The sequence below is a fragment of the Microbacterium sp. NPDC064978 genome (genome assembly GCF_044543605.1).
Taxonomy (GTDB): domain Bacteria; phylum Actinomycetota; class Actinomycetes; order Actinomycetales; family Microbacteriaceae; genus Microbacterium; species Microbacterium meiriae.
In genome coordinates this window covers 977,977-1,003,672 of record NZ_JBITWF010000001.1, presented here as the reverse complement: position 1 = coordinate 1,003,672, position 25,696 = coordinate 977,977, and the positions used below count along the sequence as shown (strand labels likewise).

The window sequence follows — 25,696 nt, the reverse complement described above, 5'->3', positions numbered from 1 at the left end:
TCCCGCCGAGACCCCGGTTTCGCGTCGAGACCCCGCCCCGCATACGTGCGGAAGGCGGGGTCTCGGCAGAAAGCCGGGGTCTCGGCGGTGTACAGGGGGGCAGGGAGCTAGGCGAGGAGCTGGTGGCGGGCGAGGTCGCGGTAGAGCGGGGTCGACTCCACGAGCTCGGCGTGGGTGCCCTGTCCCACGACCACGCCGTCCTGCAGCACGACGATGAGGTCGCTGTCGACGACGGTGGACAGACGATGGGCGATCACGACGAGCGTACGGTCTGTGGCGACCGCATCGATGGCCTCGCGCATGCGCTGCTCGTTCACGCCGTCGAGCGAGGAGGTCGACTCGTCCAGCAGCAGGATCGGGGCGTCCGTGAGGAGCGCCCGGGCGATCGCGAGCCGCTGCCGCTCGCCGCCGGAGAGCATCACGCCGTCCTCGCCGACGGGAGCGTCGACGCCGAGCGGGTTCCGTTCCAGCACGTCGCCGAGGTTCACGGCGCGGAGCACGCGCTCGCAGTCCGCGTCCGTGGCGTCGGGGGAGGCGAGCCGCAGGTTCTCGGCGAGGGTGCCGGCCAGCGTCGGAGCGTCCTGCTCGACGTAGCCGAAGTGGGCGCGGAGCTCGTCCCGCGGATAGGTGCGGGTGTCGTGCCCCTTCAACCGGATGGATCCGCCCGTCGGGTCGTAGAAGCGCTCGATGAGGGAGAGGATCGTGCTCTTCCCCGCTCCGCTCGGACCGACCAGCGCCACGCGTGCCCCACGAGGGGCCGCGAACGACACCCCGCGGAGCACCTCGTGGTCCTGGGGGTCGGGTGCGGCCTCGGCCTGCTCCAGGTGCGCATCGGCGAGCAGGGTCTGCGCCTCCCTCGCGGCGGCACGGCGGGCGGCGACGACGTTCTCCGGGTAGCGGAAGCGCACGTCGCGGAACTCCAGAGCGGGGGCGTCCGGAGCCGGTTCCTCGTCACGGGGCAGGGCCGCGGCGGTGGCCGCGTCGTCCCGGGTCTCGGTGGGCAGGTCGAGCACCTCCTGGATGCGGCCGAGCGCGCCGAGGGCCTGGTTGACGGAGGTGATCGCGCCGAACGTCGAGGCGAGCGGCATCACCAGCAGGAAGAGGAACATCACGAACGAGATGAGGGCCGCGATCGAGATGGCTCCGGCCGCGACGCGGAAGCCGCCTACGCCGAGCACGACGAGCAGGGAGAGCTGGAGGGCGATGCCGGCGACCGGCACCACGAGCGAGGAGATCTTCGCGATCCGCACGCCGATGCCGTACGCCTCGGAGGCCCGCTCCGTCACCGCCGCGGTCTCGCGTTCGGTCGCACCGGAGGCCCGGATGGTGCGGATGGAGCCGACGGCCCGCTCGACGCCCGAGGCCAGCTCGCCGACCTTCTCCTGCTGGGCCGTGGACGCCGTCCGGATCCGGCCGCTGAGGGCGACGACGACCACGACGGAGACGCCGATGACCAGGACGATGAGCAGGAGCAGAACGGGGTCGATGAGCAGCATCGCGATGAGCGCGCCCGCGAAGAGCACGACGTTGCCGACGGCGTCGGCGAGCCCCTGCGTGAGGACGGCGTAGAGGAGCGTGGTGTCGGTGCCGACGCGGGAGACGAGATCGCCGGTGCGCCGTGCGTCGAACTCGGACGTCGGCAGGTGCAGGATGCGGGCGATGAGCTTGCGGCGGCTGGAGTAGACGACCGCGGTGCCGGTGCGCTGCAGCAGATAGTGCTGGAACCCGGAGATGATCGACGACACGATCACGAAACCGACGAGCAGCCACACGAGGACGCCGATCGTGCCGTCGGATTGCACGGCCTCGATGACCTGTCCGACGAGAAGGGGCTGCACGAGCGAGGTCGCGGCGCCGAACACGCTGAGGACGGCGACGACGACGAGCGTGCGCTTGTGCTCGAAGAGGAAGGGGAGGAGCTGGCGGAAGGTGGCGCGCGGCCCGTCGGCCGGTGCGCCCCGTCCGCGTCGGCGTGCTGTCGCCGTGCGGGACATGGGGGACCTCGATCTGGAGATGGTACTTCGACCGTACTCGGGGCGCGGTCATTTCCTATGGGGCGGCTGTATGGGCTCAGGTGCGACCGAAACGGCGATGTGCCGCCTGCTTGGTGACGCCGAGGGCGCTCGCGATCGCCTGCCACGAGTAGCCGCTCGTGCGAGCGCGACGGACCTGGGCCTCTTCGGCGCGCGCGAGCTCCTTGCGTAGCGCCGCCAGGCGGTGGAGCTCGGCGAGGGGTTCGCCGCCCTCGGCCGCGGCGATGGTGGTCGGGTGAGACATGGACTCCTCCTTTGCGTCAATATTCGTTGACGCTTGGGGCGGTGTTGATGTGCGCGTTGTCCACAGGGGCGCCCTTGTCCGCATGTGTGGCGCATGCGATGCTGACAGGATGGCTCGCATGCTGCAAGTGAGGAACCTGCCCGATGACGTGCATGCCCGGCTCAAGGAGCGTGCCGCGGCGGAGCGCATGAGCCTGTCGGACTACGTAGCGCGCGAGTTGGAAGACCTCGTCCGCTACCGCAGCAATGCCGAGATCCTCGAGGCGTCGCGAGCACGAGCGCGCGCGGCCGGCGTCTCTCTGACGCGCGAGAGCATCCTCGCCGCCCGTGATCGTGAACGGGACGAGCGCGAGGGAGAGGACCAGACGTGAGCAGGACGGCCGACGCGGTCGTGCTCGATGCCTCGGCCGCGATCGAGGCGCTGCTCGGCGAGGAGGTTTGGACGCACGGCGAGGGGTTCCATGCGCACGCGGGCCTCGACATCGAAGTCCTCTCCGTGCTCCGTCGGCTCACGATGAGGTCCGTGTTGCCGGCGCACGCTGCGCGCGAGGCCCTCGATGCGTTCGGGGCGCTGCAGATCACCCGCCATCCGCTGCGTCGGCTCATCCCGCGGATCTGGTCGCTGCGCGAGGACGTCTCCGCGTACGACGCCGGTTATGTCGCGCTCGCGGAGGCCCTCGACGTCCCACTGCTCACGGCCGATCGCCGGCTGGCGAAGACGGCGGCCCGATACTGCGACGTCGTGGTGCTGTGAGCCTCTGACCAGGAAGACGAGAACGGCTGCACCCCCGAGGGAGTGCAGCCGTTCCGGTCGTCTCGGTTCTAGAGCTCGACGGCGGAGGCGAGACCGAGGTCGTCCTCGTAGTCGTGGTCCTTCGTCTCGGGAGTGAAGATGAGCGCGATGAAGGTCAGCACCGCCATCGACGACAGGTACAGTCCCACGAGCCAGGGCTCGCCGCCGACGGCCGCCCACAGGGCCACCGCGATGAACGGCGCCACGGCCGCACCGAGGATCGATGACACGTTGTACGCGATCGCCGAACCGGAGTAACGCACGTTCGTCGGGAACAGCTCCGGCAGGAGCGCCCCCATCGGCCCGAACGTCGTGCCCATGAGCATGAAGCCGAACACGAGGAAAGCCTGGGCGAGGGCCCCGGTGAACTTCGGGTCGGCCTGCGGCAGCAGGAAGAGGTTGAACGACAGACCGAAGACGACGATGAGTCCCGTGACCCACAGGAGCAGCTTGCGGCGCCCGATGGCGTCGGCGATCGGTCCGGACAGCAACGTGAAGATGCCGAAGAACACGACGCCGATGATCTGCATGAGTACGAAGTCGGTGTAGCCGAAGCCGAGGCCCGGGTAGAATTGCGCCGCGAACACACTCGGGTCGAAGTCCTTGCCGGTCGCCTCGGCCGCAGCGCGGGCGGCGGCCGACGCGGTCTCGAGGTCGGCGGCCTTCGTGCCGTAGGTGAGCGTGAAGTTCGTCATCAGGTAGAACAGCACGTACGTCGCCAGCATGATGAACGTGCCGAGGATGAGCTGCTTCCAGTGGTGCCGGAACACGGTCGCGAGCGGGAGCTTGCGGATCGCGCCGGTCTTCTCCGCCTTCTTGAACGTGTCCGACTCGACGAGGCGGAGCCGCACCCACAGACCGATGATGACCATGACGGCGGAGAACAGGAACGGCACGCGCCAGCCCCAGGAGAGGAAGGCCTCCGACTTCAGCGCCGAGTCCTCCGGGTGCGGGAGGGCGAAGTTGATGGCGAGGAAGATGCCGTTCGCGATGATGAAGCCGAGCGGTGCGCCGAGCTGCGGGAACGAGCCGTACCAGGCGCGCTTGCCCTTCGGGGCGTTCTCGGTGGCCACGAGCGCGGCGCCCGACCACTCGCCGCCCAGCGCGAAGCCCTGGGCGAGACGGAGGATCAGCAGGAGCAGCGGGGCGACCCAGCCGATCTGTTGGAACGTGGGCAGGAGGCCGATCACGAACGTCGCGATGCCCATGGTGAGGAGCGAGGCGACGAGGGTCGCCTTGCGCCCGAACTTGTCGCCGAAGTGCCCGAAGACGACGGCGCCGATCGGGCGGGCGACCATGGCCGCGCCGAAGACGGCGAACGACGACAGCAGCGACGCGGTGTCGTTCGTGCTCGGGAAGAAGAGTGTGGGGAAGACGAGCACGGCTGCCGTCGCATAGACGTAGAAGTCGTAGAACTCGATGGTGGTGCCGACGAGGCTCGCGGTGATGACGCGCGAGCGGGGGTTCGCGGGGGTGGTGGCGGTGCTCAAGGGGTCTCCGATCCTCCGCCGGTATACCGACGGACTCGGGCGAGTCTACGCCTTCCTGGGAGTTCCCTGGACGTTGATGACGGACCGGGTCGAGGGCGTCGGTGCCCGCGCGTAGAGTCGGGGGAGACCGGCCGGAGGGGGATCATGACGACACGGATGCTGCTCCTCGCCGATACGCACGTCCCGAAGCGGGCGAAGCGGCTGCCGGACGCGGTGCTGCAGGCCATCGACGAGGCCGACGTCGTCGTGCACGCGGGGGACTGGGTCGATCTCCCCACCGTCGAGCTGCTCCAGTCCCGCGCGCGCGTGCTCCACGGTGTGCACGGCAACAACGACGGCCCCGAGATCCGCCGGGTGCTGCCGGAGATCGCGCGGTTCACCGTGGAGGACACCGCCGTCGCCGTCATCCACGAGACGGGCGCCGCGACCGGGCGGGAGAAGCGGATGGATCTCGCCTTCCCCGATGTCGACGTGCTGATCTTCGGACACTCGCACATCCCCTGGGACACCGTCACGCCGAACGGTCTGCGGCTGCTCAACCCGGGCTCTCCGACCGACCGGCGTCGACAGCCCGTGCACACGATGATGCGCGTCGCGGTCGACGGGCGCGATGTCGAGGCGACCCTCGTGCCGCTCCCATGACGGACGATGGCCCCGGCGAACCGCTCGCCTACCGCGCACCGATGCGCTCTCGCGACGATGCCGTCGCGCCGGGAGTCGCGGTCGAGCGTGCGCTCGCCGAGGGCGTCTGCGGCATGGGTGGGCGGCTCGACAGCACGCCCGGCTCTCTGACTGCGGCGCTCGCCGCCGTCGACGCCCGCCATGGAGAGCGGGCCGCGCGGCGGCTGGAGCGCTTCGCGGCGCTTCCGACGGGAACCCTCGTCTGGACCAGGGACGTCGACGGACTCTTCTGGCTCGGGCGGCTGACGGGACCGTGGCGCTACGACGACGATCCGGCCGCGGTGGCGGCAGACCTCGTGCACGTGCGCGCCTGCACCTGGTCGTCGAGCCCGGTGGCGGCTTCCGACGTCCCGCCGGGCGTCACCGCCACGTTCGCCCGCGGGGGACGCAACGGCCAGCGCATCCGTACGGATGGGGCCGGGGAGCAGTCATCCGCGCTCTAAGAGCGCAGCCGGGGCTGATCCGCGCGTCAGCGCCAGATCGCGGCGATGGCGGCGTTCACGGCCGTGAGGATGCCCACGAGCCAGAAGATCGCGGGCGGCACGACCTGGTCGCGCTTCTGGCGCGCCGTGCCGATGCCGAGCAGGGCGCCGATCACGAGGAGGATGACGAGCTTCGTGCCGATCTTGGCGTAGTTCATCTCGACGCTCTCCGGGAGGCCCCACGGGGCGGCGAGGGCGAGGCCGGCGACCGCGGCGATCGTCATGCCGATGGTCATCAGACGCGTGAACACCCGCTTGCCGCCGAACGCCTGCGCCGCCCAGGCCCCGAAGAGCACGGCGAAGCCGATGAGGTGGACGAAGAGCACGATGTGGCGCAGGGTCTCCATGCCCTCACCGTACGAGAGCGCGGCATTCCGCGCCACCAAGGCACGCCTGACCTCGCGCCCGCGATCGGGCGCAGAGCGTGAGCGTGCTCAGCCGCGCAGCTCGCGGATCACGAGGGCGGTGCGCAGCGCCGCGTCCGCGGCCTCCGCGCCCTTGTCCTCCTTCGAGCCCTCCAGGCCCGCGCGGTCCAGTCCCTGCTTCTCGTCGTCGAGCGTGAGCAGCCCGAACCCGACCGGCTTGCCGGCGTCGAGGGAGACGCGGGTGAGGCCGTCGGTCGCCGCCGCCGAGACGTACTCGAAGTGCGGCGTGCCGCCGCGGATGATGACCCCGAGGGCGACCACCGCATCCGCACCGCCCGCGAAGGCGGCCTGCGCGGCCACGGCGAGCTCGAACGAACCGGGCACCCGCACCAGGCGATGCGTCGCTCCGGCCTCGTCGAGCACCCGCTGGGCGCCGGCGATCAGGCCGTTCGAGATCACCTCGTGCCAGGTGCCGGCGATCACGACGACCTCCAGCCCCCGCCCGTCGATGTTCCCCGTCTTGGGTGCTCCGGCGCCGCTCATTCCTCGTCCTTTCCTGCCGCGAGGGCCTCGGCGAGCTCTGCTTCGCCGATGATGTGGCCCATGCGGTCGCGCTTGGTCTCCAGGTACTGGTGGTTGTTCGGACCCACGCCCACGATCAGCGGCACCTGCTCGACGACGTCGAGGCCGAGCTCACGCAGCTTGTTCACCTTGTCGGTGTTGTTGGTGAGCAACCGGACCTTCGAGACCCCCAGATCGGTGAGGATCCCGGCCGCCGCCGCGTAGTCGCGGGCGTCCGCCGGGAGGCCCAGTGCCAGGTTCGCATCGACGGTGTCCAGGCCGTCCTCCTGCAGGCTGTAGGCGCGCAGCTTGTTGATGAGACCGATGCCCCGGCCCTCGTGTCCCCGCATGTAGATGACGATGCCGCCCTCGCGGTCGATGGCGTCCAGCGCGGCATCCAGCTGCGGGCCGCACTCGCACTTCTGGGATCCGAACGCCTCGCCGGTCAGGCACTCCGAGTGCACGCGCACGAGGGCAGTCTCGGTCGGCTCGCCCGATACGACCGCGATGTGGTCGGTGCCGGTGACGCGGTCCTTGTAGGCCAGGAAGCGGAACGTGCCGTGGTCGGTGGGCACGGTGGCGTCGGCACGGAGGCTCACCCGGCGACCGCGCTGGGCGGCCGGCGTCGCCCCCTCCGGGTCGATCTCGTTGAGGTGTGCGATGAGCTGCTCGATCGTGATGACCGGCACGCCGTCGCGGGCGCCGAGTTCGAGGAGCCCGGGAAGCCGCATCATGCTGCCGTCCTCGGCGACGACCTCCGCGATCGCGCCGACGGGCCGGAGGCCGGCGAGCTTCATGAGCTCGACCGCGGCCTCGGTGTGACCGCTGCGCTCGCGCACGCCGCCGTCCACGGCCCGGAGCGGGAGCACATGGCCGGGGCGGATGATGCTCGTCGCCGTCGAGTCGGGGTTCGCCAGCACGTTGAGGGTGCGGGCGCGGTCGCTGGCGCTGATCCCGGTCGTCACCCCTTCCGCGGCGTCGACGCTGACGGTGTAGGCGGTGGAGCGCGCGTCTTCGCTGGCCGCGACCATCGGCGGGAGGTTGAGGCTGTCCGCGAGGTCGGTGGGCATCGGCGCGCAGATGAACCCGGAGGACCAGCGCACGGTCCAGGCGACCCACTCGGGTGTGGCGAGTTCGGCGGAGAGGACGACGTCGCCCTCGTTCTCGCGATTCTCGTCGTCGGCCACGAGCACGGGGCGTCCTGCGCGCAGCGCCTCCAGGGCTTCGGGGATGGTTGCCAGGCTCATCGCGAGCCCCCTTCCGGTGCGGCGCGGAATGCGAGCAGCCGCTCGACGTGCCGCGCGAGGATGTCGGTCTCGAGGTTCACGCGGTCGCCGACCGCGCGGGTGCCGAGGGTGGTCGCCGCCAGGGTCTCCGGGATGAGCGACACCTCGAACCAGTGCCCGCCCCGGGTCCCCGCGCCCTCCTCGGTCCCTGAGCCCTCCCGGGTTCCTGAGCCCTCCTGGGTCCCTGAGCCCTCCTGGGTCCCTGAGCCTGTCGAAGGGGTCGCAGGGCTCACCGCGCTCACCGTCAGCGAGGTGCCGTCGACGGAGATGGAGCCCTTGTCGACGACGAGCGGAGCGAGGTCGTCGGGAAGGCTGATGCGCAGGACGCTCCACTGCGCGCCGGGGCGCACCTCGAGCACGGTGCCCGTGCCGTCGACGTGGCCCTGCACGATGTGCCCGCCGAGCCGCGCCCCCACGGGCATCGCCTTCTCGATGTTGACCCTGGTGCCGACAGTCGCTGCGCCGAGGGCCGCGACGTCGAGCGTCTGCTTCATGACGTCGGCGTCGAAGGTCTCGGCGGTGGAGCCGACGACGGTCAGGCAGACGCCGGAGACCGCGATCGACTCGCCGTGCACGGCGTCGGCGGCGGCCTTCGGGGCGCGCACCGTGAGGCGCCAGCCGTCGCCCGACTCGGCGATGGCGGTGATCTCGCCGATCTCCTCGATGATTCCGGTGAACATCAGAGGGTTCCCTCCTTCTCCGGGCCGGTGCGGTCCGGGTCGTCCGCGTCCGCAGGATGCGCGATCGCGAGCAGGTCTGCACCCAACGGCAGCCACTCGTCCACGACGAGGCGACGTGCCTGGTCGATCGAGCGGACACCGACGTCGGTCACGGCCAGGCGGCTCCCGCCGAGCAGGACGGGGGCGACGTACGCGAGCACGCGGTCCGCGAGCCCGGCGGAGAGGAACGCGCTGGCGAGCGTCGGGCCGCCCTCCACGAACAGCGTCTGGATGCCGCGCGCATGCAGCTCGGCGAGGACCGCCGACAGGTCGTGCGTGGCGAAGAACAGCGGCGTGTGCGGATGACGATGCACCGCCGCATCCGCAGGGGTGGGTCTGGTGCCGATCACGACCGGGACGGGCTGGTGCGTCAGGAGCTCGTCGCCGGCGCGGGCGGTGAGCGCGGGGTCGTCGGCGAGCACGGTGCCGGTACCCACCGCGATCGCGTCGGCCTGGGCGCGTCGCCGGTGCACGTCGGCGCGGGCCTCCGGGCCGGTGATCCACTGACTGGAACCGTCGTCCGCCGCAGCCCTGCCGTCGAGGCTCTGCGCCCACTTGACGGTCACGTGCGGACGGCCGAGGCGCGACGCGGTGAGCCAGTCGCCGATCACGGCGCGGGCCTCGGTGGCTCGCTCGCCGGACTCCACGCTCACGCCCGCGGCGCGCAGCCGCTCCGCGCCGCCGCCGGAGACCTCACCGGGGTCGTCGAGCGCGTAGACGACCCGCGTCACGCCGGCCTCGATGAGCGCGAGCGCGCAGGGGCCGGTGCGACCGGTGTGATTGCAGGGTTCCAGCGTCACGATCGCCGTCGCGCCCCGTGCAGCGCCCGGCGCGAGCTTCGAGAGGGCGTCCACCTCGGCGTGCGGAGTGCCGGAGCCCCGATGCCAGCCCTCGGCCAGCACCTCGCCGTCGGGGGAGAGGATCACGGCGCCCACCTGCGGGTTGACCCCGCGCGGGCCGCGGGTCGCGAGGGCGAGCGCACGATCCATCGCACGGCGCTCTGTCGCGGTCACTGCCATCCGTCGTCGTCCTCTCTGCGGCTCGGGGTCGCTGCAGGCTGGCGGAACGGACGCACGCGCGTGCGCCTCGTGCTGCCTCCCTTCCGGACTAGCGAGGTGTCCCTCGCATCACCGTCGGTTCCGGAATTCCACCGGATCGGCATCCCGATCACTCGGAACGCTCGCGGACTGTCACCGCCGGTTCGGATTCCCACCGACCCCGGAGCACGTTGCTGCTCTGAGTGTACTCAACGCGTCTGCGCCCGTTTCATTCCGTGGCAGGGGCCGTGGCCGGCCCTCACTTGAGCAGGCGGGACAGTCGCCGGTCGGCGAGGACCTTGCCGCCGGTCTGACAGGTGGGGCAGTACTCCAGCGAGCGGTCGGCGAAGAAGACGCTGCGCACCTCGTCGCCGCAGACCGGACACGCCTCGCCCCGGCGGGCGTGCACCCGCATGCCGCGGCGCTTGGCGTCCTTGAGGTCGGCCGGAGGTTTGCCCGCGGCAGCAGCGACGGCCTCGGCGAGGGTCTCCTGCATCGCCGCGAACAGCCGGTCGATCTCGGCGTCGTCCAGCGTGCCGGCGATGGCATACGGCGACATGCGGGCTGCATGCAGGATCTCGTCGGAGTAGGCGTTGCCGATACCCGCGATGACGCCCTGGTCGCGGAGCAGCCCCTTGATCTGCATCCGGCGGTCGTCGAGCAGCGCGGCGAAGGCGTCGCGGGTGAAGGACGGGTCGAGCGGATCGGGGCCGAGGCGGGCGATACCCGGCACCTCGGCGGGGTCGCGGACGACGTACACGGCGAGCGACTTCTTCGTCCCGGCCTCGGTCAGGTCGAAGCCACTGCCGTCGTCGAGGGCGATCCGCAGCGCGATGGGCGACTTGCCCGGCTTGAGGAGCGTGGTGGGCAGGGTGTCGTACCAGCGCAGCCATCCCGCCTTCGCCAGGTGGAAGACGAGGTGCAGCTCGGGCCCGCAGGACAGCACGACGAACTTGCCGCGGCGCTCCGCCCCGGTGATCGACGCGCCTTCCAGCGCCGAGATCGGCGGGTCGTAGGTCTTCAGCGCGGCGATCGCGGCCACGGAGGCACGGGTGATGGTGCGTCCGGTGGTGCGCTCGCCGAGGAACGCGACGAGTCCTTCGACCTCCGGCATCTCAGGCATGCAGCCATCCTGTCACCGGGGTCCGACGCTGTCACGCGTGGCGTGCGCTCAGAGCACCGGCCACTCCACCGGCGTCCGGTCGTCGTCGCGCAGCAGCCCCGCGAGCCAGCCGTCGTCCCGACCGCGCTGGCTGGTGAGGCCCTGACGCATGGTGCCCTCGAAGCGGAAGCCGAGGGCGCGGGCGGCGCGGGCGGAGGGGACGTTGCCCACGACGGCCTGCCAGCGGATTCGGGCGAGGCCGAGCTCCGCGAAACCCCAGTCGAGCACCGCGCGCGCGGCCTCGACGAGGTAGCCGCGGCCGCGGGCGTCCGCGACGACCCAGTAGCCGAGCTCGGCATGACCCCCGGCCGGATGCTCCCCGATGTGGTGGAGGCCGACCATGCCCACGAGGACGTCGTCGGCGTAGACACCCCAGACGGTCTGCGAGCCGTCCTCCCACCACTGCTCCACGAGGGCGACGAAGTCCTCCGCGTCCTGGCGGAAGTAGGGGGCGGGCACCGTCGTCCACCGCCCGATCTCGGGGTCCTGGCAGGCCTCGGTGATCGCGTCGACGTCGGCCTCCGTCGGAGCGTGGAGGACGAGTCGTGCGGTGGTGAGGGTGACCGGAGGCATCCCTCCAGCCTAAGACGCTCGACCCGGCCCCTTCGGTCCGCCCCGGCCCCTTCCGCGCGTCCGTAACGGGGTGGCAGGCACGGAAAGGGGTGGGACAGGGAGAGTCGACCGCAGTGTCCGTGGGCGCGATTAGGCTTGTCCGGTGACTGTTCCGGGGATTCTGCGCGCCTTGGAAGAGGCGTCTCTGTATCGTGACGCTCTCGCTTGGGCGCACACCGACGCCGACCTCGGCCTGGTCGACGGGCTCGACGCGCCCGTTCTCGCCGGTCTGCTCGCCAAGCGTGCGGCGGCCGGCCACCCGGCGGCGCTGCTGGCCGTGGTGCCCACGGGGCGCCGCGCGGAATCGGTCGCGCAGGCCCTGGAGACCTACGTCCCGGATGCCGAGGTGCTCACCTTCCCGGCCTGGGAGACGCTGCCGCACGAGCGCCTCAGCCCCAGCCCGGACACGGTCGGCCTGCGACTGCAGACCCTACGCCGCGTCGCCGAATGGACAGGGGAGCGCCCTCTCGTGGTCGTCGCCTCCGTGCGCGCCGCGCTCCAGCCCATCGCCGGGAACCTCGGCGACATCGTGCCGCTGGAGCTGACGGTGGGCAGCCGCGGCAACGAGCTCGACCACGTCGCCGAGCAGCTCGTGGAACGGGCCTACTCCCGCGTCGACATGGTGTCGCGACGGGGCGAGTTCGCCGTCCGCGGCGGCATCCTCGACGTCTTCCCTCCCACGTCCGAACACCCGTACCGCGTGGAGTTCTTCGGCGACGAGATCGATCAGATCCGCGCGTTCTCCGTGGCGGACCAGCGCTCGCTGCCCGGCGACGTGCCAGGCGTCGACCTCCCGCCCAGCCGCGAGCTCCTGCTCACCGCCGAGGTGCGGGAGCGGGCCAGGGCGCTCATCGGGGGCTTCCCCGCCATCAGCGGCATGCTCGAGAAGATGGCCGAGGGCATCCCGGTAGAGGGCATGGAGTCGCTGCTGCCCGCGGTCGCCGGTCCCCTCAAGTCGCTCGTCGAGTACCTGCCCGAGGGCACGGCGACCGCCGTCATCGACCCGGAGCGCTCGACCGCCCGCGCCCTCACCCTCGGCGAGACGAACCGCGAGTTCCTCGACGCCGCCTGGAGCGCGGCGACCTCGGGAGCCTCGGCCCCCATCGACCTCGGCGCCGGCGACTTCCTCACCATCGCCGATCTGCGCGAGGTCGTCCGCGACCGCGGCGGCGTGTGGTGGCGCCTGAGCCCCTTCGGGATCGGCGACGCGACCGCGGAGAGCGTCGAGGCGGTCACCGTCATCCCCTCCTTCCACGGCAACGTCGACGGCGCGATCGCCTTCGTCGACGCGAAGGTCGCCGACGGCTGGCGGGTGGTCGTCCTCGCGACCGGACACGGCCTCGTCGACCGTGCCCGCGACGTGCTCTCCGACCGCGGCATCGCGGCCCGGGTGGTGGAGTCGATCGCGGACGCACCGGACCCGGGGGTCGCGACCCTCACGGTGGGCGGGGTCGAGGCCGGCTTCCAGGTGCCCGAGGCGAAGCTCGCCGTCCTCACCGACAACGAGTTCTACGGCCGCACGATCGGCGGCGACCAGCGCGTCGTCAAGAAGCTCGCGTCCCGTCGGAAGAACGTCGTCGACCCGCTGCAGCTCAAGCAGGGCGACTTCGTGGTGCACGCCACGCACGGCATCGGCCGGTTCGTCGAGATGACCCAGCGCGAGGTCTCCACCGGCGGCCGCAACGCCGCGAAGTCGATCCGCGACTACCTCGTGCTGGAGTACGCGCCGTCCAAGCGCGGCTACCCCGGCGACAAGCTGTACGTGCCCACCGACCAGCTCGACCTCCTGTCGAAGTACGTCGGCGGCGAGGCCCCGACGCTGTCGAAGATGGGCGGCAGCGACTGGGCGCAGGCCAAGGGCAAGGCGCGCAAGGCGGTCCGCGACATCGCCGTCGAGCTCGTCAAGCTCTACTCCGCCCGGATGAGCGCCAAGGGGTACGCCTTCGGCCCTGACACCCCCTGGCAGCGCGAGCTGGAGGAGGCGTTCCCGTTCGCGGAGACCCACGACCAGCTGCAGACCATCGACGAGATCAAGGCCGACATGGAGCGGCCGATCCCGATGGACCGGCTGCTCTCGGGCGACGTCGGCTTCGGCAAGACTGAGGTCGCGGTCCGGGCGGCGTTCAAGGCCATCCAGGACGGCAAGCAGGTGGCGATGCTCGTCCCGACGACCCTGCTCGTGAAGCAGCACCTCGAGACGTTCACGGAGCGCTTCGCCGGGTTCCCGGTCAAGGTGCGGCCGCTGTCGCGGTTCCAGACCGACAAGGAGGCGCGGCTCACCCTGCAGGGCCTGCTCGACGGCTCCGTGGACATGGTGATCGGCACGCACCGCATCCTCACGGACCAGGTGCTGTTCAAGGACCTCGGCCTCATGATCATCGACGAGGAGCAGCGGTTCGGCGTCGAGCACAAGGACGCGCTGAAGAAGATGAAGACCAACGTCGACATCCTCGCCATGAGCGCCACCCCGATCCCGCGCACCCTGGAGATGGCGGTCACCGGCATCCGCGAGATGTCGACCCTCGCCACGCCGCCGGAGGATCGGCACCCGATCCTCTCGTTCGTCGGGCCCCGCAGCGACAAGCAGATCGCCGCCGCCATCCGCCGCGAGATCCTTCGCGAGGGCCAGGTCTTCTTCGTGCACAACCGCGTGCAGTCGATCCAGCGCGTCGCGGCGGAGCTCGCCGAGCTGGTCCCCGAGGCGCGGATCGCCGTCGCGCACGGCCAGATGGGCGAGCACGCGCTGGAGCAGGTCGTTGACGACTTCTGGGAGCGCAAGTTCGACGTCCTGGTGTCGACCACGATCATCGAGACCGGCCTCGACATCTCCAACGCGAACACGATCATCATCGACCGCGCCGACAAGTACGGTCTGAGCCAGCTCCACCAGCTCCGCGGACGCGTGGGTCGCGGACGGGAGCGCGCCTACGCGTACTTCCTCTACGACGACATGAAGCCGCTGAGCGAGACCGCGGCCGACCGGCTGCAGACCATCGCGGTCAACAACGACCTCGGCTCCGGTATGCAGGTCGCCCTCAAGGACCTCGAGCTGCGCGGTGCGGGCAACCTCCTCGGCGCCGAGCAGGCCGGACACATCGCGGGGGTCGGCTTCGACCTCTACCTGCGCATGATCGGCGAGGCCGTCGCGACCTTCCGGGGCGAGGAGGTCGAGACCGGGCAGGAGCTCCGACTCGAGCTGCCGCTCGACGCCCGCATCCCGGAGGACTACATCGACAGCGAACGCCTCCGGCTCGAGGCGTACCAGAAGCTCTCCGCCGCCTCAGCCGCGACCGCGAAGGACGACGCGATCGACCTCGTGGTGGAGGAGCTCGTCGACCGGTACGGCACGCCGCCGGACGAGGTCACCGGACTCGTGTCGATCGCGCGACTGCGGCGCCGGGCGGCCAGGGCCGGGCTCACCGATGTCGTGGCCATGGGCTCGAACCTGCGCCTCGCGCCCGCCCGCCTCGAGGACTCGATCAAGGTCCGGCTGCAGCGGCTCTATCCGAAGGCGAAGCTCGTCTCCGGCGGGGAGGCTCTCGTCGTGCCGATGCCCACGGTGCCCGCCGCGGTCGGCGTGGGCGTGGAGCCGCTGCCCGACGCGGAGCTGCTCGCCTGGGTCGACCAGCTGTTCACCGCCATCTTCCCCGAGCCCGCCAAGCCCGAGTGACCCGGCCGGCGGTCGCGGCCGCCTCCGCCGTGCACGACTGCGGAGCCCGCGGACGACACGCCGTCGCCGGCGGCTCGGGTCCGGCGTGTCGGTGATGATCTCCGAAGTCGTGCACGCCGCAGACGCCGGGGGCTAGTCTGGCCGCATGTTGTACGAGCACCTCGGGGCTCGCCCCCGCATCCACGACACCGCCGTCGTCGCTCCCACCGCCGTCATCTCCGGCGACGTGGAGCTCGGACCCGGCTGCCAGGTGCTGCACGGCGCCGTCATCACTGCGGAGGGCGGCCCCATCACCCTCGGGGCGCACGTCATCGTCATGGAGAACGCGCTGATCAGGGCGACCGCGGCCAACGCCGTGCACATCGGTGCGCACACCCTCGTCGGCACGCTGGCGAGCATCGCGGGGGCCACCGTGGGCGAGGAGGTGTTCTTCGCGTCCGGGGCCCGGGTCTTCAACGGGGCGCTCGTCGGGGACCGCTGCGAGGTGCGGGTCAACGCCATCGTGCATCGCCGGGCCGTGCTGCCGTCGGGGACGGTGGTGCCGATCGGCTGGGTCGCGGTGGGGGATCCCGTGCAGCTGCTCTCACCCGACAGGGACGCGGAGATCGCGGCGGCACAGCCCGAGCTCGACTTCCCCGGACACGTCTTCGGCGTCGACCGGGACACTCCCGACCTCATGGTCCAGCTCACGGAGCGCTACGGCAGCTCCCTCGCGCGGCACGCCGACGACCGCCAGGTCTGACCGCACACCCTTCGAATCGTCCGATTGGTCGCATTCCGGCCGGATTCACGACCAATCAGGCGATTCGAACCGGGTCAGATGACGCCCTGGGCGAGCATCGCCGCAGCGACGCGCTCGAAGCCGGCGATGTTGGCGCCGGCCACGTAGTCGCCGGGGACTCCGTGACGCTCGGCGGCCTCGAAGGCGGCACGGTGGATGTCGCCCATGATCTCGCGGAGCTTGTTCTCACTGTCGCCGAAGCTCCAGCGCTGCCGCGAGGCGTTCTGGCTCATCTCCAGCGCGGAGGTCGCGACACCGCCCGCGTTCGCTGCCTTGCCCGGGGCGAACAGCACGCCCGCCTTCTGGAAGGCCTCGACGGCCTCGGGGACGCACGGCATGTTGGCGCCCTCGGACACGGCACGCACGCCGTTCGCGATGAGGGCCTCCGCATCGGCGAGGCTGACCTCGTTCTGCGTGGCGGAGGGCACCGCGATGTCCACGGGCACGTCCCACACGCTGCCGCTCTCCACGAAGCGGGCGCTGGGGCGGCGGTTCGCGTACTCGACGATGCGGGCGCGCTCGACCTCCTTGAGCTGACGCAGCAGATCGAGGTCGATGCCCGCGTCGTCGACGACATAGCCGGAGGAGTCGGACGCCGTGACCGCGGTCGCGCCGAGCTGGGCGGCCTTCTGGATCGCGTAGATCGCCACGTTGCCGGAGCCCGAGATGCCGACGCGCTTGCCGTCGAGGGAGTCGCCGTGCACGCCGAGCATCTCCTGCGCGAAGAACACCGCGCCGTAGCCCGTGGCCTCCGTCCGCACCTCGGCGCCGCCCCAGCCGGTGCCCTTGCCCGTGAACATGCCGGACTCGTGGCGGTTGGTGACCTTGCGGTACTGGCCGAAGAGGTAGCCGATCTCGCGGCCGCCGACGCCGATGTCACCCGCGGGGACGTCGGTGTGCTCGCCGAGGTGCCGGTAGAGCTCGTTCATGAACGACTGGCAGAACCGCATGACCTCGGCGTCGGACTTCCCGTGCGGGTCGAAGTCGGAGCCGCCCTTGCCGCCGCCGATGCCCTGACCGGTGAGCGCGTTCTTGAAGATCTGCTCGAAGCCGAGGAACTTGATGATCGAGAGGTTGACCGACGGGTGGAACCGCAGGCCGCCCTTGTACGGGCCGAGCACGGAGGAGAACTGGATGCGGTACCCGCGGTTGACCTGCAGCTTCCCGGCATCGTCGACCCACGGCACGCGGAACATGATCTGCCGCTCCGGCTCGACCAGGCGCTCCAGGATCCCGCCGTCCACGTATTCCGGGTGGCGCTCCAGCACCGGGGCGATGGAGTGCAGCACCTCGTGGACGGCCTGGTGGAACTCCGGCTCGTGCGGGCTGCGGGCCAGCACCGTGTCGAAGACGGGCTGCACGGAGTCGGCGAGCGGGTGGAAGTCGGTGGGGGTGGTGACGGTCACGCGGGAGGGCTTTCTGATGGGGGATGGGGTGCGGGCGATCGTGTCGCGCGCGAAAGCAGAGCCGGGTGAGGCGGAGGTTTCACTCTAGCGTCGGCGACGAGGGCCTCCGCGCACGCGGCGGGAGGCTCGGGTCACCCGGTGTTCTGGAGGCCGGCGGCGACCCCGCTGACGGACAGGAGGAGCAGGCGCTGCTGTTCGGCGTCGGCCCCCGAGCCCTCCGGCTGCTCCGGTGCCGACCGGAGAGCGCGGAGCGCCCGCAGCTGCAGGAGCGAGAGGGCGTCGACGTACGGGCTGCGCAGCTGCACGGCCCGCTGCAGCACGGGCTTGTTCTCCAGCAGGCCCTCGCCACCGGTGAGGCGGATGACCCAGCGGCGGGTGAGCGCGAGCTCGTCGAGCACCAGGGCGGCGAGGTCGTCGCGGTCGCCGAGGGCGAGGTACTGCCGGGCGATGCGCTCGTCGGTCTTGGCGAGGCTCATCGCGACGTTGTCGACCATCGTGCGCAGCAGCGGCCACTCGCGGTAGGCCTCCGCCAGCAGCTCCTCGTCGCCGACGGCCTCGAGCGCGGTGCCGAGCCCGAACCAGCCGGCGAGGTTGATGCGGGCCTGCGTCCACGCGAACACCCAGGGGATGGCCCGGAGGTCCTCCAGCGACTCGACCGAGAGGCCGCGGCGGGCGGGTCGCGAGCCGAGCGCGAGCAGGCCGATCTCCTCCATCGGGGTCACGGTGGCGAACCACGGGGCGAAGCCCTCGGCCTTGACGAGCGCGAAGAACCGCTCGCGCGAGGCGGCGTCCATGGTCGCGGCGACATCGGCGTAGCGGGCTGCTGCGCTGCTGGTGCGTTCCTCGACCGTGGGGGACGAGGCGAGCAGCGTCGCCGCGGCGACCTGGTCGATGTGCCGCATCGCGATCGCGGGCTCGCCGTAGCGGGCGAAGATGACCTCGCCCTGCTCGGTGAGCTTGAACCGGCCGTCGACCGAGTGCGGGGGCTGCGCGAGGATCGCCGAGTTCGCGGGGCCGCCGCCGCGGCCGAGCGCACCGCCGCGGCCGTGGAAGAGGGTCAGTTCGATGCCGGACTCCTGCGCCCAGCGGGCGATCTTCTCCTGCGCCGTGTACAGCGCCAGGTTCGCGGCGACGGGCCCGACGTCCTTGGAGGAGTCGGAGTAGCCGAGCATGACCTCCAGCCGGTTCCCTGTTGCGGCCATCCGCTCGCGGAACTCGGGGAAGGTGACGGCCTCCGCGAGGATCTCCGGGGCCGCCTGGAGGTCGGCGAAGGTCTCGAACAGGGGCACGACGTCGAGCACCGGGGCGTCGTCGCCGAGCGCGTGGCGGGCGAGGCGGTGCACGTTCGCGAGGTCGGAGGCCGCCTGTGTGAAGGAGACGACGTAGCGGCCCGCGGCGCGAAGCCCCCGGTCGCGCTGGATGTCCGCGATCGCGCGGAACACCTCCAGCACCTCCTCCGTCTGCGTGCTGATCGCCCCACCGGCCTCCAACTCGGCCAGAGCCTTCGCGTGCACCTGGGAGTGCTGGCGCACCTCGAGCTCCGTGAGGTGGAAGCCGTAGGTCTCGACCTGCCAGATCAGGTGCTGCACGCCCCCGAAGGCGTGGCGGCGGGCTCCGGCGGCGACGAGGGAGGACTGCACGGCGCGCAGCTCCGCGAGCAGCTCTTCGGGACCGGTGTAGCCCTCGTCGTCTCCGCGGCGGATGGCCGCCACGCGGCGGGCCATGACGAGGACGACGCGGCGGTGCGGCTCGTCGGGCGAGCGGGCTGCGAGTTCGTCGGCGACCGCCGGCTCCGCGGCCGCGAAACGCTCCCAGAGCGCGATGACGTCGGTGCTGGGCGGGGTGTCGTCGGCGGCGAGCGTGAGAGTGCGGCCGATCCGGTCGAGTGCCCGCTCGAGCCCGCGGAGCACGTGGTCGGAGGCGATCTGCGACGCCTCACGGGTCACGGCGGCCGTGACGAACGGGTTGCCGTCGCGGTCGCCGCCGACCCAGGAGCCGATACGCACGAACGCGGGGACGACCGGAGCGCTGGCGCCGGACTCCTCGCCGCGGAGGGCGTCGTCGATGCGGCGGTAGACGTGCGGGACCGTGGTGAACAGCGTCTCGTCGAAGACGCCCATGACGGTGCGCACCTCGTCGGTCGGGGAGGGCTTCTGTGCCCGCAGCGGCGCCGTCCGCCAGAGGGTGTCGATCTCCTCGAGCATCCGGCGGCGGGCCCGGTGCTCCTCGGAGCCGCCGGCGCTCGCCGCGTCGTGCTGGGTGAGCAGCTCGGAGAGGCGGCGGATGCTCGACGAGACGGCGCGTCGACGGGCCTCGGTCGGGTGCGCCGTGAAGACCGGGTGGAAGCGCAGGCCGTCCAGACGCCGGCGAGCCTCGTCGTCGCCGACCTCCTCGCGCAACCGCGCGTACGCCCCCGCGACCGTGTCCGTCGCCTGGGTCCCTGAGCCTGTCGAAGGGCCCGAGCCCCCCTGGGTCCCTGAGCCTGTCGAAGGGCCTGAGCCTGTCGAAGGGCTCGGCTGTCCCGCCCGCTCCCGGAGCACGCGCACGCGCTGGTGCTCCTCGGCGAGGTTCACGAGGTGGAAGTAGCAGGTGAACGCCCTGGCGACCTCGTCGGCGCGGGCGATCGTGAAGGAGTCGGCGATCGCCGCGGCGCGGTCGAACGCGTCGGAGCTGTGGTCCTCGTAGGCCTGGATCGTCGCGAGGCGCAGGCGCTCGACGTCCTCGAAGAGGTCGTCGCCGCCGGCTTCGCGGAGCACCTGGCCGAGGAGCTGGCCCAGCATCCGCACGTCGGAGCGCATGGCATCGGGGATGCCGCGACCGGCTTCGAAACGACCGATCACGCGGATGGCCTCGGTGGGCGTCGGCTCGGAGAAAGCGGGGGAATCGGGGGTCACCCTCCGAGAGTAGCCGGGTGGATCGGGGTGTCCCGCACGCATGACGACCGTGTGACATCCCGGCCTACGATGGACGGGATGCGCATCACAGCGAACCCCCTCCGCGGGCAGCAGTTCCCCGCCGTCCTCCTGCTCGTGGCCGCCGGCCTCGGCCTCCTCTTCGCGAACCTGCCCACGCACGACGCGATCGCCGGACTGCTGGAGACGCATCTCGCGGTCCCGGGGACGGCGCTGGACCTCTCGATCGCGCACTGGGTGTCGGACGGCCTGCTCGCGATCTTCTTCCTCGTCGTGGCGATCGAGCTGCGGCACGAGCTCACCCACGGCGAGCTCGACTCCCCGCGGAAGGCTGTGCAGCCGGCCATCGCGGCGACCGGCGGCGTGCTCGTGCCGATCCTCGTGTACCTGCTGATCGCGGGCGGGCCGGAGACGGCGTCGGGCTGGCCGATCCCGACCGCCACCGACATCGCCTTCGCCCTCGGCGTGCTGGCGATGTTCGGTCGCGGCCTGCCCTCCCGGGTGCGGGTGTTCCTGCTGGCCCTTGCGATCCTCGACGACATCATCGGCATCATCTTCATCGCGGTGCTCTTCGCGCACGACGTGCAGTGGCTCCTCTTCGGTCTCGCGATCGTCGGGGTGGCCGTGTTCTGGTTGCTGAGCCGCCTGCTGCATGCGACCGGCCACACACTCGTCGCTGTCGCGATGGCCGTCGTCGGCGTCGTCACGTGGGGCCTCGTCGCCTCGTCCGGCATCCACGCGACCATCGCCGGCGTGATGCTCGGCCTCGTCATGGCGCCGGTACCCGCCGGACGCACCCGGCATGCGCTGGAGCCGACCGTGAACGGGGCGATCCTGCCGCTGTTCGCGTTCGTGGCGGCGTTCGTCGTGATCCCGGCGGTCTCGCCGACGGCCTTGTCCCCGGCGTTCTGGGCGATCGTCGTAGCGCTGCCGGTCGGGAAGATCATCGGCATCTCCCTGTTCGGCTGGCTCGCCATGCGCATCCGGCCGAAGGGCGCCGACCCGGCTCTGCCCTTCGCGGACATCGTCGCCGCTGGCGCCCTGGGCGGTATCGGGTTCACCGTCTCGCTCCTGCTCGCGAACCTCGCGTTCGAGGGCGATGCGGTCATCCGGGACCAGGCGATCCTCGGCGTCCTCGTGGGCTCGCTGCTCGCGCTCATCCTGTCCGGCATCGTCGTCACCCTGCGCGCCCGGTGGTACCGTCGCGCTGCGCCCATTCCCGCGTGAGCCGGAGTCCGGAGGAAGCATGACCAGCGAGCAGCGAGGACCCGAGGGCATCGATGATCCGCTGCGTGCGGCCGCGGAGACCATGCGCACGGTGCGGGAGCGGTGCGTGTGGTCGCAGCGCATCACGCATCGCGATCTCGTGCCGTACCTCATCGAGGAGTCCCACGAGGTGATCGACGCGGTCGAGGACGGGTCTCGCGCCGACCTCCGCGAGGAACTCGGCGATCTGCTGTGGCAGGTGCTCTTCCACGCCGCCATCGCGGCGCAGGATCCGGACGACCCCTTCGACATCGACGATGTGGCCCGCACGCTCACCGAGAAGATGGTGCGGCGGCACCCGCACGTGTTCGGCGACGAGGTCGCGGAGACGCCGGAGGAGGTGCTCGTGCACTGGACCGCGGCGAAGGCGGCGGAGAAGCGCACCCGCCGCAGCGTGCTCGACGGGATCCCGCGCGCGATGCCGGCCCTCGCCCGCGCCCAGAAGATGTCGGGCCGTGCCGCCGGTGCCGGCGTGGTGCCCACGCATCCGTCCGCCCTGCGCCCGTCTTCGGAGGAGGAACTCGGCGATGCCCTGCTCGCACTCGTGGACACCGCCAGGGCCGAGGGCTGGGACGCGGAGCGCGCGCTCCGGGAACGGCTGACGCGCCTGGAGGACGAGGTCCGTGCCGCCGAGGCCGGCTGACGCGACGCGGACACCGCCGCCGACCTGGGAAGATGGACGGGTGGCTACTGTGAACGCGCCGCGCGGCATGCGCGACTTCCTCCCCGCCGACAAGGCCCGCCGTGAGCGGGTGCTCTCCGTCATCCGCGACCGCTATCGCGCGCACGGATTCGATGAGATCGAGACCCCCGTGGTCGAGGAGTACGACCGGCTGCATGCCGGCATCGGCGGCGACAACGAGAAGCTGTCGTTCAACATCCTGCGCCGCGGCCTGGATGCGGAGGCCATCCGCGCCGCTGCCGATGACCCCGCCGAGCTCTCCGATCTCGGCCTGCGCTACGACCTGACAGTGCCGCTCGCCCGCTTCTACGCGAGCAACCGCGGGCAGCTCCCCGGTGTCTTCCGGTCCATCCAGATCGGGCCCGTGTGGCGGGCCGAGCGCCCGCAGAAGGGGCGCTACCGCCAGTTCGTCCAGTGCGACATCGACATCATCGGCGACGCGTCGGCGCGCGCGGAGGCCGAGTTGCTGGCGGCCTCGCTCGACACCGTCGACGCGCTGGGTCTGGAGGGCGCGAGCGTGCGGATCAACGACCGCCGCGTCCTGGAGTGGATGCTCGAGCACTTCGGCTTCACCGAGGACGAGCGCCCGCAGGTGCTGATCACGATCGACAAGCTCGACAAGATCGGACCGGAGGGCGTGGCCGCCGAGCTCCGCGAGCGGGGGGCGACGGCCACGGCGGTCGACGCGTTCCAGGCCTTCCTCGGTCGCCCGCAGACGCTCGAGTACCACCCGTTCGGCGACAGCCAGATCCGCAAGGCGCTCCCGGACGGCGCGCCGGACGAGCTCGTCGCCCACCTCGTCGGCATCGGCGAGGCGGTCGCGGCGGGGCGCGGGCAGGACGACATCCCTCTCGTGTTCGACCCCTTCCTCGTGCGGGGCATGGGCTATTACACGGGGACCATCTTCGAGCTCGCGCACCCCTCCGTGACGTACTCGCTCGGCGGCGGTGGACGGTACGACGGCATGATCGGCCGGTTCCTGCAGCAGGAGGTCCCCGCGGTGGGCTTCTCCCTCGGCTTCGAGCGCCTGGTCGACCTCGTCTCGACGGATCCGGCGACCGCCGCGCAGGCCATCGTGCTCGTCCACGACGCCGCCGTCCCCGTGGCGGAGCTCGTGGCGCACAAGACGGCTCTCGTCGCCAAGGGCGCGCGGGTGCGACTCGAGCAGCGGACGAAGAACCTCAAGGCGCTGCTGGAACGGTCGGCGGCGGACGGGTACACGCACTTCGCGAGCGTGCGACCGGGAGACGACGAGCTCGAGGTCAAGACGCTGGCCTGAGTCGCCCCCGTCGGAAGACGCGTTCACCGGGCGTTCACGGCGGTCGGCTCGAATCGGGCCGTGCGCCGCCTGCCTCTCCTCACCGTCATCGCGCTCGCCGCGGCCCTGCTCGTGGGCGCCCGCACGGTCCTCGACCGGCAGGCCGCCGTCGCGCGCCGGCGCATCGGGAAGCCGCTGGGGGAGCAGTCGCTCGACGCCGACCGTGTCTGGCGCCCAGGGCTCGAGGGCGAGCCGCTCGACCTCCTGCTGCTGGGCGACTCCCTCGCTGCCGGCCTGGGAGCGGCACGGCGGAAGGAGACCCTCGGGGCGCGGCTCGCGAAGGCGACGGCACGCCGACTCGGGCGTCCGGTGCGGCTGCGCACCGCCGCGGTCGTGGGCGCGGAGTCGCGGGATCTCGCCGGGCAGATCTCCCGCCTCCCCACGGACTATCGCCCCGACGTCGCCGTGATCGTGGTCGGCGGAAACGACGTCACCCACCGCCTCCCGCCCGCGGAGTCGGCACGGCATCTGCGCGAGGCCATCGTCCGCCTGCACGCGCTCGGCGCCCGCGTCGTCGTCGGCACCTGCCCCGACCTCGGCGCCCTGCGTGCCGTGCCCCAGCCGCTGCGCCGCATCGCCTCCGGTCTGTCCCGGCGGCTGGCCGAGGTGCAGGCGGAGGCGGCAGGCCGAGAGGGCGCGGAAACGGTCGACCTGCGGCGCGCCGTGGGGCCGATGTTCTTCGACGAGCCCGAGGAGATGTTCAGCCTCGACCGCTTCCATCCGAGCGCCCTCGGCTACCGCCGCACCGCGGAGGCGCTGCTGCCCGCGGTCGAGCGCTCCGCCGTGGCCGCTTTCAGCTCTCGGCGCCCTCCGGTGCCGCAGTGAAGGAGGCAGCCCACGCGGCCACCCGTCGGGCGCTCTCCTCGTCGGACAGATCCTCCACGCGCGTCATGATCGACCACCGCACGCCGAACGGGTCGCGGATGCTCGCGTAGCGGTCGCCGGAGACGAACAGGGACGGCGCCTCGCGGACGGTCGCCCCCCGCCGCGACGGCGCGCGCGACGACGGCGTCCACATCCGGGACGTAGAGGCCCATCGAATAGCAGTCGTCGTCGCCGGAGGGAGCGGGCACGAGGTGATATTCGGGACTGGGCTCGCCGAGCTGGAGCCGACCGAGTCCGAAGTCGAGGTCGGCGTGCGCGACGGTGCCGCCGAACTCCGTGACGTCGACCACGCGGGCGCCGAAGACGTCCCGGTAGAACTCCACGGCGCGAGCGGCGTCGGGGATCGCGAGGAAGGGGGTCAGCGAGGTCGCGCTGTGGGGGCGGCCGTCGGTCGTGTGCGCGCCGGTCACGCCGGCCGGAGGTGTCTGATCCGTCATGTCGCCACGGTAGGACGGGGAGGGCGACAGCCGCTTGAAGATCCGCGACACGTCCTCGACGACACGTCGGTGGCGCGCTCTACGCTGGGGGCCATGGTGGACCGGACGCGCGGAGTGCTCTACCCCGCGCGGCTGCCCGCGTTCCATCGGCTGCCCCCGCCCGAAGACGCCGCCGCGCTCGTCGCCTGGTTCTGGATCCCGGAGTGGAGCCTTCCGGAGGGCGAGGTGTCCCGGCAGGAGATCGTCGCGTATCCGGCCGTCAACCTCGTCGTCGCCCCCGAGGGCGTGTCGATCTCGGGCGCCACGACACGGGCGTCGACCAGGGAGCTGCGGGGGTCGGGGTGGGCTGTCGGCGCTCTCCTGCGCCCGGCGGTCGTCGTGGCCCTCACCGACGACGCGCCGGGGCTGATCGACGCGGAGCGGTCCTTCGACGCGCCCGATCTGCACGAGGGGGTGACGGCGGCGATGCGGTCACAGCCCGGGCGACGGGAGCGCGCCGTCGCGGTCTTCTCCGCGTGGCTGTCTCAGCGCGTCGGCCCGGTCGGCGCGGTGGGGCGGCAGGCCAACGCGATGCTCGACGTGCTGCTGGGGGAGGGGGCGGCGCTGACTCCGGAGGAGGCGGCGACCCGACTCGCGGTCTCGGTGCGCACGCTGCAGCGGCTCACGCACCGCACCGTCGGGCTCTCGCCGGGCGCGATCATCCGCCGCCGCCGGTCGCAGGAGGCGGCACAGCGTCTCCGCGAGGAGCCGGAGACGGATCTGACGTCGCTCGCCGCCGCGCTGGGGTACGCCGACCACGCCCATCTCACGCGCGACTTCGCGGCCGTCCTCGGTCTGCCACCCCGCGACTATCGCGCGGGTGTCTCCGGCTGAGA

The 25,696-nt window shown here is 71.7% G+C and carries 24 protein-coding genes and 1 riboswitch; of the genes, 11 read left to right on the top strand and 13 right to left on the bottom strand.

Translation table 11 applies throughout. The annotated features are described in order from the left end of the window. Positions 1-107 precede the first annotated feature (107 nt). Positions 108-1,994 carry an ABC transporter ATP-binding protein gene (locus ACIGJI_RS05105; protein WP_363445739.1) on the bottom strand — a complete coding sequence of 629 codons (1,887 nt, stop codon included), beginning with the start codon at positions 1,992-1,994 and terminating at the stop codon, positions 108-110. 76 nt (positions 1,995-2,070) lie between these two features. Further along, on the bottom strand, positions 2,071-2,277 hold the full coding sequence (locus tag ACIGJI_RS05100; protein WP_187663555.1) for an AsnC family protein: 207 nt from the start codon (positions 2,275-2,277) through the stop codon (positions 2,071-2,073). A gap of 109 nt (positions 2,278-2,386) precedes the next feature. On the opposite strand from ACIGJI_RS05100, the gene ACIGJI_RS05095 reads away from it, so the two are divergent. Next, positions 2,387-2,647, top strand: a complete 261-nt coding sequence (locus tag ACIGJI_RS05095; protein ID WP_396667013.1) for a FitA-like ribbon-helix-helix domain-containing protein — start codon at positions 2,387-2,389, stop codon at positions 2,645-2,647. Continuing rightward, the gene (locus tag ACIGJI_RS05090) at positions 2,644-3,030 is read left to right on the top strand and encodes a type II toxin-antitoxin system VapC family toxin (RefSeq protein ID WP_363445743.1); all 387 of its coding nucleotides are present in this window, start codon (positions 2,644-2,646) and stop codon (positions 3,028-3,030) included. The genes ACIGJI_RS05095 and ACIGJI_RS05090 overlap by 4 nt, the downstream gene beginning before the upstream one ends. Before the next feature lie 68 nt (positions 3,031-3,098). Here the strand turns inward: ACIGJI_RS05090 and ACIGJI_RS05085 are convergent, their stop codons facing one another. Then, entirely contained in the window at positions 3,099-4,559 is a 1,461-nt protein-coding gene (locus ACIGJI_RS05085) for an MFS transporter (protein WP_363445745.1), read from the bottom strand. 144 nt (positions 4,560-4,703) lie between these two features. Between ACIGJI_RS05085 and ACIGJI_RS05080 the strand changes: the two genes are divergently transcribed. Further along, positions 4,704-5,201, top strand: a complete 498-nt coding sequence (locus ACIGJI_RS05080) for a metallophosphoesterase (protein WP_292793984.1) — start codon at positions 4,704-4,706, stop codon at positions 5,199-5,201. After that, complete coding sequence (locus ACIGJI_RS05075; RefSeq protein ID WP_366244474.1) at positions 5,198-5,683, top strand: GAF domain-containing protein; 486 nt, start codon at positions 5,198-5,200, stop codon at positions 5,681-5,683. The genes ACIGJI_RS05080 and ACIGJI_RS05075 overlap by 4 nt, the downstream gene beginning before the upstream one ends. Before the next feature lie 26 nt (positions 5,684-5,709). Here ACIGJI_RS05075 and ACIGJI_RS05070 read toward each other — a convergent pair whose 3' ends face one another. The 7 genes from ACIGJI_RS05070 to ACIGJI_RS05040 all read right to left on the bottom strand — a co-directional run bounded on the left by ACIGJI_RS05070 (position 5,710) and on the right by ACIGJI_RS05040 (position 11,425). Then, positions 5,710-6,069 (bottom strand): Fe-S protein, encoded by a 360-nt coding sequence (locus ACIGJI_RS05070; protein WP_363445750.1) that lies wholly within the window; start codon positions 6,067-6,069, stop codon positions 5,710-5,712. Positions 6,070-6,156: 87 nt separating this feature from the next. After that, positions 6,157-6,630, bottom strand: coding sequence for a 6,7-dimethyl-8-ribityllumazine synthase (ribH, locus tag ACIGJI_RS05065; protein ID WP_025103903.1), 474 nt, complete (start codon positions 6,628-6,630; stop codon positions 6,157-6,159). Further along, positions 6,627-7,895 (bottom strand): GTP cyclohydrolase II, encoded by a 1,269-nt coding sequence (gene ribA / locus ACIGJI_RS05060; protein WP_187663560.1) that lies wholly within the window; start codon positions 7,893-7,895, stop codon positions 6,627-6,629. The genes ribH and ribA overlap by 4 nt, the downstream gene beginning before the upstream one ends. Beyond that, the gene (locus ACIGJI_RS05055; protein ID WP_363445752.1) at positions 7,892-8,614 is read right to left on the bottom strand and encodes a riboflavin synthase; all 723 of its coding nucleotides are present in this window, start codon (positions 8,612-8,614) and stop codon (positions 7,892-7,894) included. The genes ribA and ACIGJI_RS05055 overlap by 4 nt, the downstream gene beginning before the upstream one ends. After that, complete coding sequence (ribD, locus tag ACIGJI_RS05050; protein WP_363445754.1) at positions 8,614-9,672, bottom strand: bifunctional diaminohydroxyphosphoribosylaminopyrimidine deaminase/5-amino-6-(5-phosphoribosylamino)uracil reductase RibD; 1,059 nt, start codon at positions 9,670-9,672, stop codon at positions 8,614-8,616. The genes ACIGJI_RS05055 and ribD overlap by 1 nt, the downstream gene beginning before the upstream one ends. A gap of 66 nt (positions 9,673-9,738) precedes the next feature. Continuing rightward, positions 9,739-9,883, bottom strand: a riboswitch (FMN riboswitch). Between the two features lie 66 nt (positions 9,884-9,949). Beyond that, positions 9,950-10,813 carry an Fpg/Nei family DNA glycosylase gene (locus ACIGJI_RS05045; protein ID WP_187663563.1) on the bottom strand — a complete coding sequence of 288 codons (864 nt, stop codon included), beginning with the start codon at positions 10,811-10,813 and terminating at the stop codon, positions 9,950-9,952. 48 nt (positions 10,814-10,861) lie between these two features. Continuing rightward, positions 10,862-11,425 carry a GNAT family protein gene (locus ACIGJI_RS05040; protein ID WP_363445756.1) on the bottom strand — a complete coding sequence of 188 codons (564 nt, stop codon included), beginning with the start codon at positions 11,423-11,425 and terminating at the stop codon, positions 10,862-10,864. A 142-nt stretch (positions 11,426-11,567) separates the two neighbouring features. Here ACIGJI_RS05040 and mfd point away from each other — a divergent pair, with 142 nt between their 5' ends. Both mfd and ACIGJI_RS05030 read left to right on the top strand, forming a co-directional pair. Then, positions 11,568-15,134 carry a transcription-repair coupling factor gene (mfd, locus tag ACIGJI_RS05035; protein ID WP_363445758.1) on the top strand — a complete coding sequence of 1,189 codons (3,567 nt, stop codon included), beginning with the start codon at positions 11,568-11,570 and terminating at the stop codon, positions 15,132-15,134. Positions 15,135-15,279: 145 nt separating this feature from the next. Further along, positions 15,280-15,876 carry a gamma carbonic anhydrase family protein gene (locus ACIGJI_RS05030; RefSeq protein WP_025103909.1) on the top strand — a complete coding sequence of 199 codons (597 nt, stop codon included), beginning with the start codon at positions 15,280-15,282 and terminating at the stop codon, positions 15,874-15,876. Positions 15,877-15,950: 74 nt separating this feature from the next. Here ACIGJI_RS05030 and gdhA read toward each other — a convergent pair whose 3' ends face one another. Then, positions 15,951-17,321, bottom strand: coding sequence for an NADP-specific glutamate dehydrogenase (gdhA, locus tag ACIGJI_RS05025; protein WP_363445760.1), 1,371 nt, complete (start codon positions 17,319-17,321; stop codon positions 15,951-15,953). A gap of 131 nt (positions 17,322-17,452) precedes the next feature. Beyond that, positions 17,453-20,119 carry a phosphoenolpyruvate carboxylase gene (locus ACIGJI_RS05020; protein ID WP_396667019.1) on the bottom strand — a complete coding sequence of 889 codons (2,667 nt, stop codon included), beginning with the start codon at positions 20,117-20,119 and terminating at the stop codon, positions 17,453-17,455. 174 nt (positions 20,120-20,293) lie between these two features. On the opposite strand from ACIGJI_RS05020, the gene nhaA reads away from it, so the two are divergent. The 4 genes from nhaA to ACIGJI_RS05000 all read left to right on the top strand — a co-directional run bounded on the left by nhaA (position 20,294) and on the right by ACIGJI_RS05000 (position 24,324). Then, a complete protein-coding gene (nhaA, locus tag ACIGJI_RS05015) occupies positions 20,294-21,460 on the top strand; it encodes a Na+/H+ antiporter NhaA (RefSeq protein ID WP_259952122.1) in 1,167 nt (388 codons plus the stop codon). A 19-nt stretch (positions 21,461-21,479) separates the two neighbouring features. Then, positions 21,480-22,142, top strand: a complete 663-nt coding sequence (locus ACIGJI_RS05010; protein ID WP_259952124.1) for a MazG family protein — start codon at positions 21,480-21,482, stop codon at positions 22,140-22,142. 67 nt (positions 22,143-22,209) lie between these two features. Beyond that, on the top strand, positions 22,210-23,460 hold the full coding sequence (gene hisS / locus ACIGJI_RS05005; protein WP_363445975.1) for a histidine--tRNA ligase: 1,251 nt from the start codon (positions 22,210-22,212) through the stop codon (positions 23,458-23,460). Between the two features lie 60 nt (positions 23,461-23,520). Continuing rightward, positions 23,521-24,324: an SGNH/GDSL hydrolase family protein gene (locus ACIGJI_RS05000; protein ID WP_363445764.1), complete on the top strand. Its 804-nt coding sequence runs from the start codon at positions 23,521-23,523 to the stop codon at positions 24,322-24,324. Here ACIGJI_RS05000 and ACIGJI_RS04995 read toward each other — a convergent pair. Continuing rightward, positions 24,234-24,821, bottom strand: coding sequence for a VOC family protein (locus ACIGJI_RS04995; RefSeq protein ID WP_363445766.1), 588 nt, complete (start codon positions 24,819-24,821; stop codon positions 24,234-24,236). The genes ACIGJI_RS05000 and ACIGJI_RS04995 overlap by 91 nt on opposite strands. 93 nt (positions 24,822-24,914) lie before the next feature. On the opposite strand from ACIGJI_RS04995, the gene ACIGJI_RS04990 reads away from it, so the two are divergent. Further along, positions 24,915-25,694 (top strand): helix-turn-helix domain-containing protein, encoded by a 780-nt coding sequence (locus ACIGJI_RS04990; protein WP_363445768.1) that lies wholly within the window; start codon positions 24,915-24,917, stop codon positions 25,692-25,694. The last annotated feature ends 2 nt before the right edge of the window (positions 25,695-25,696 follow it).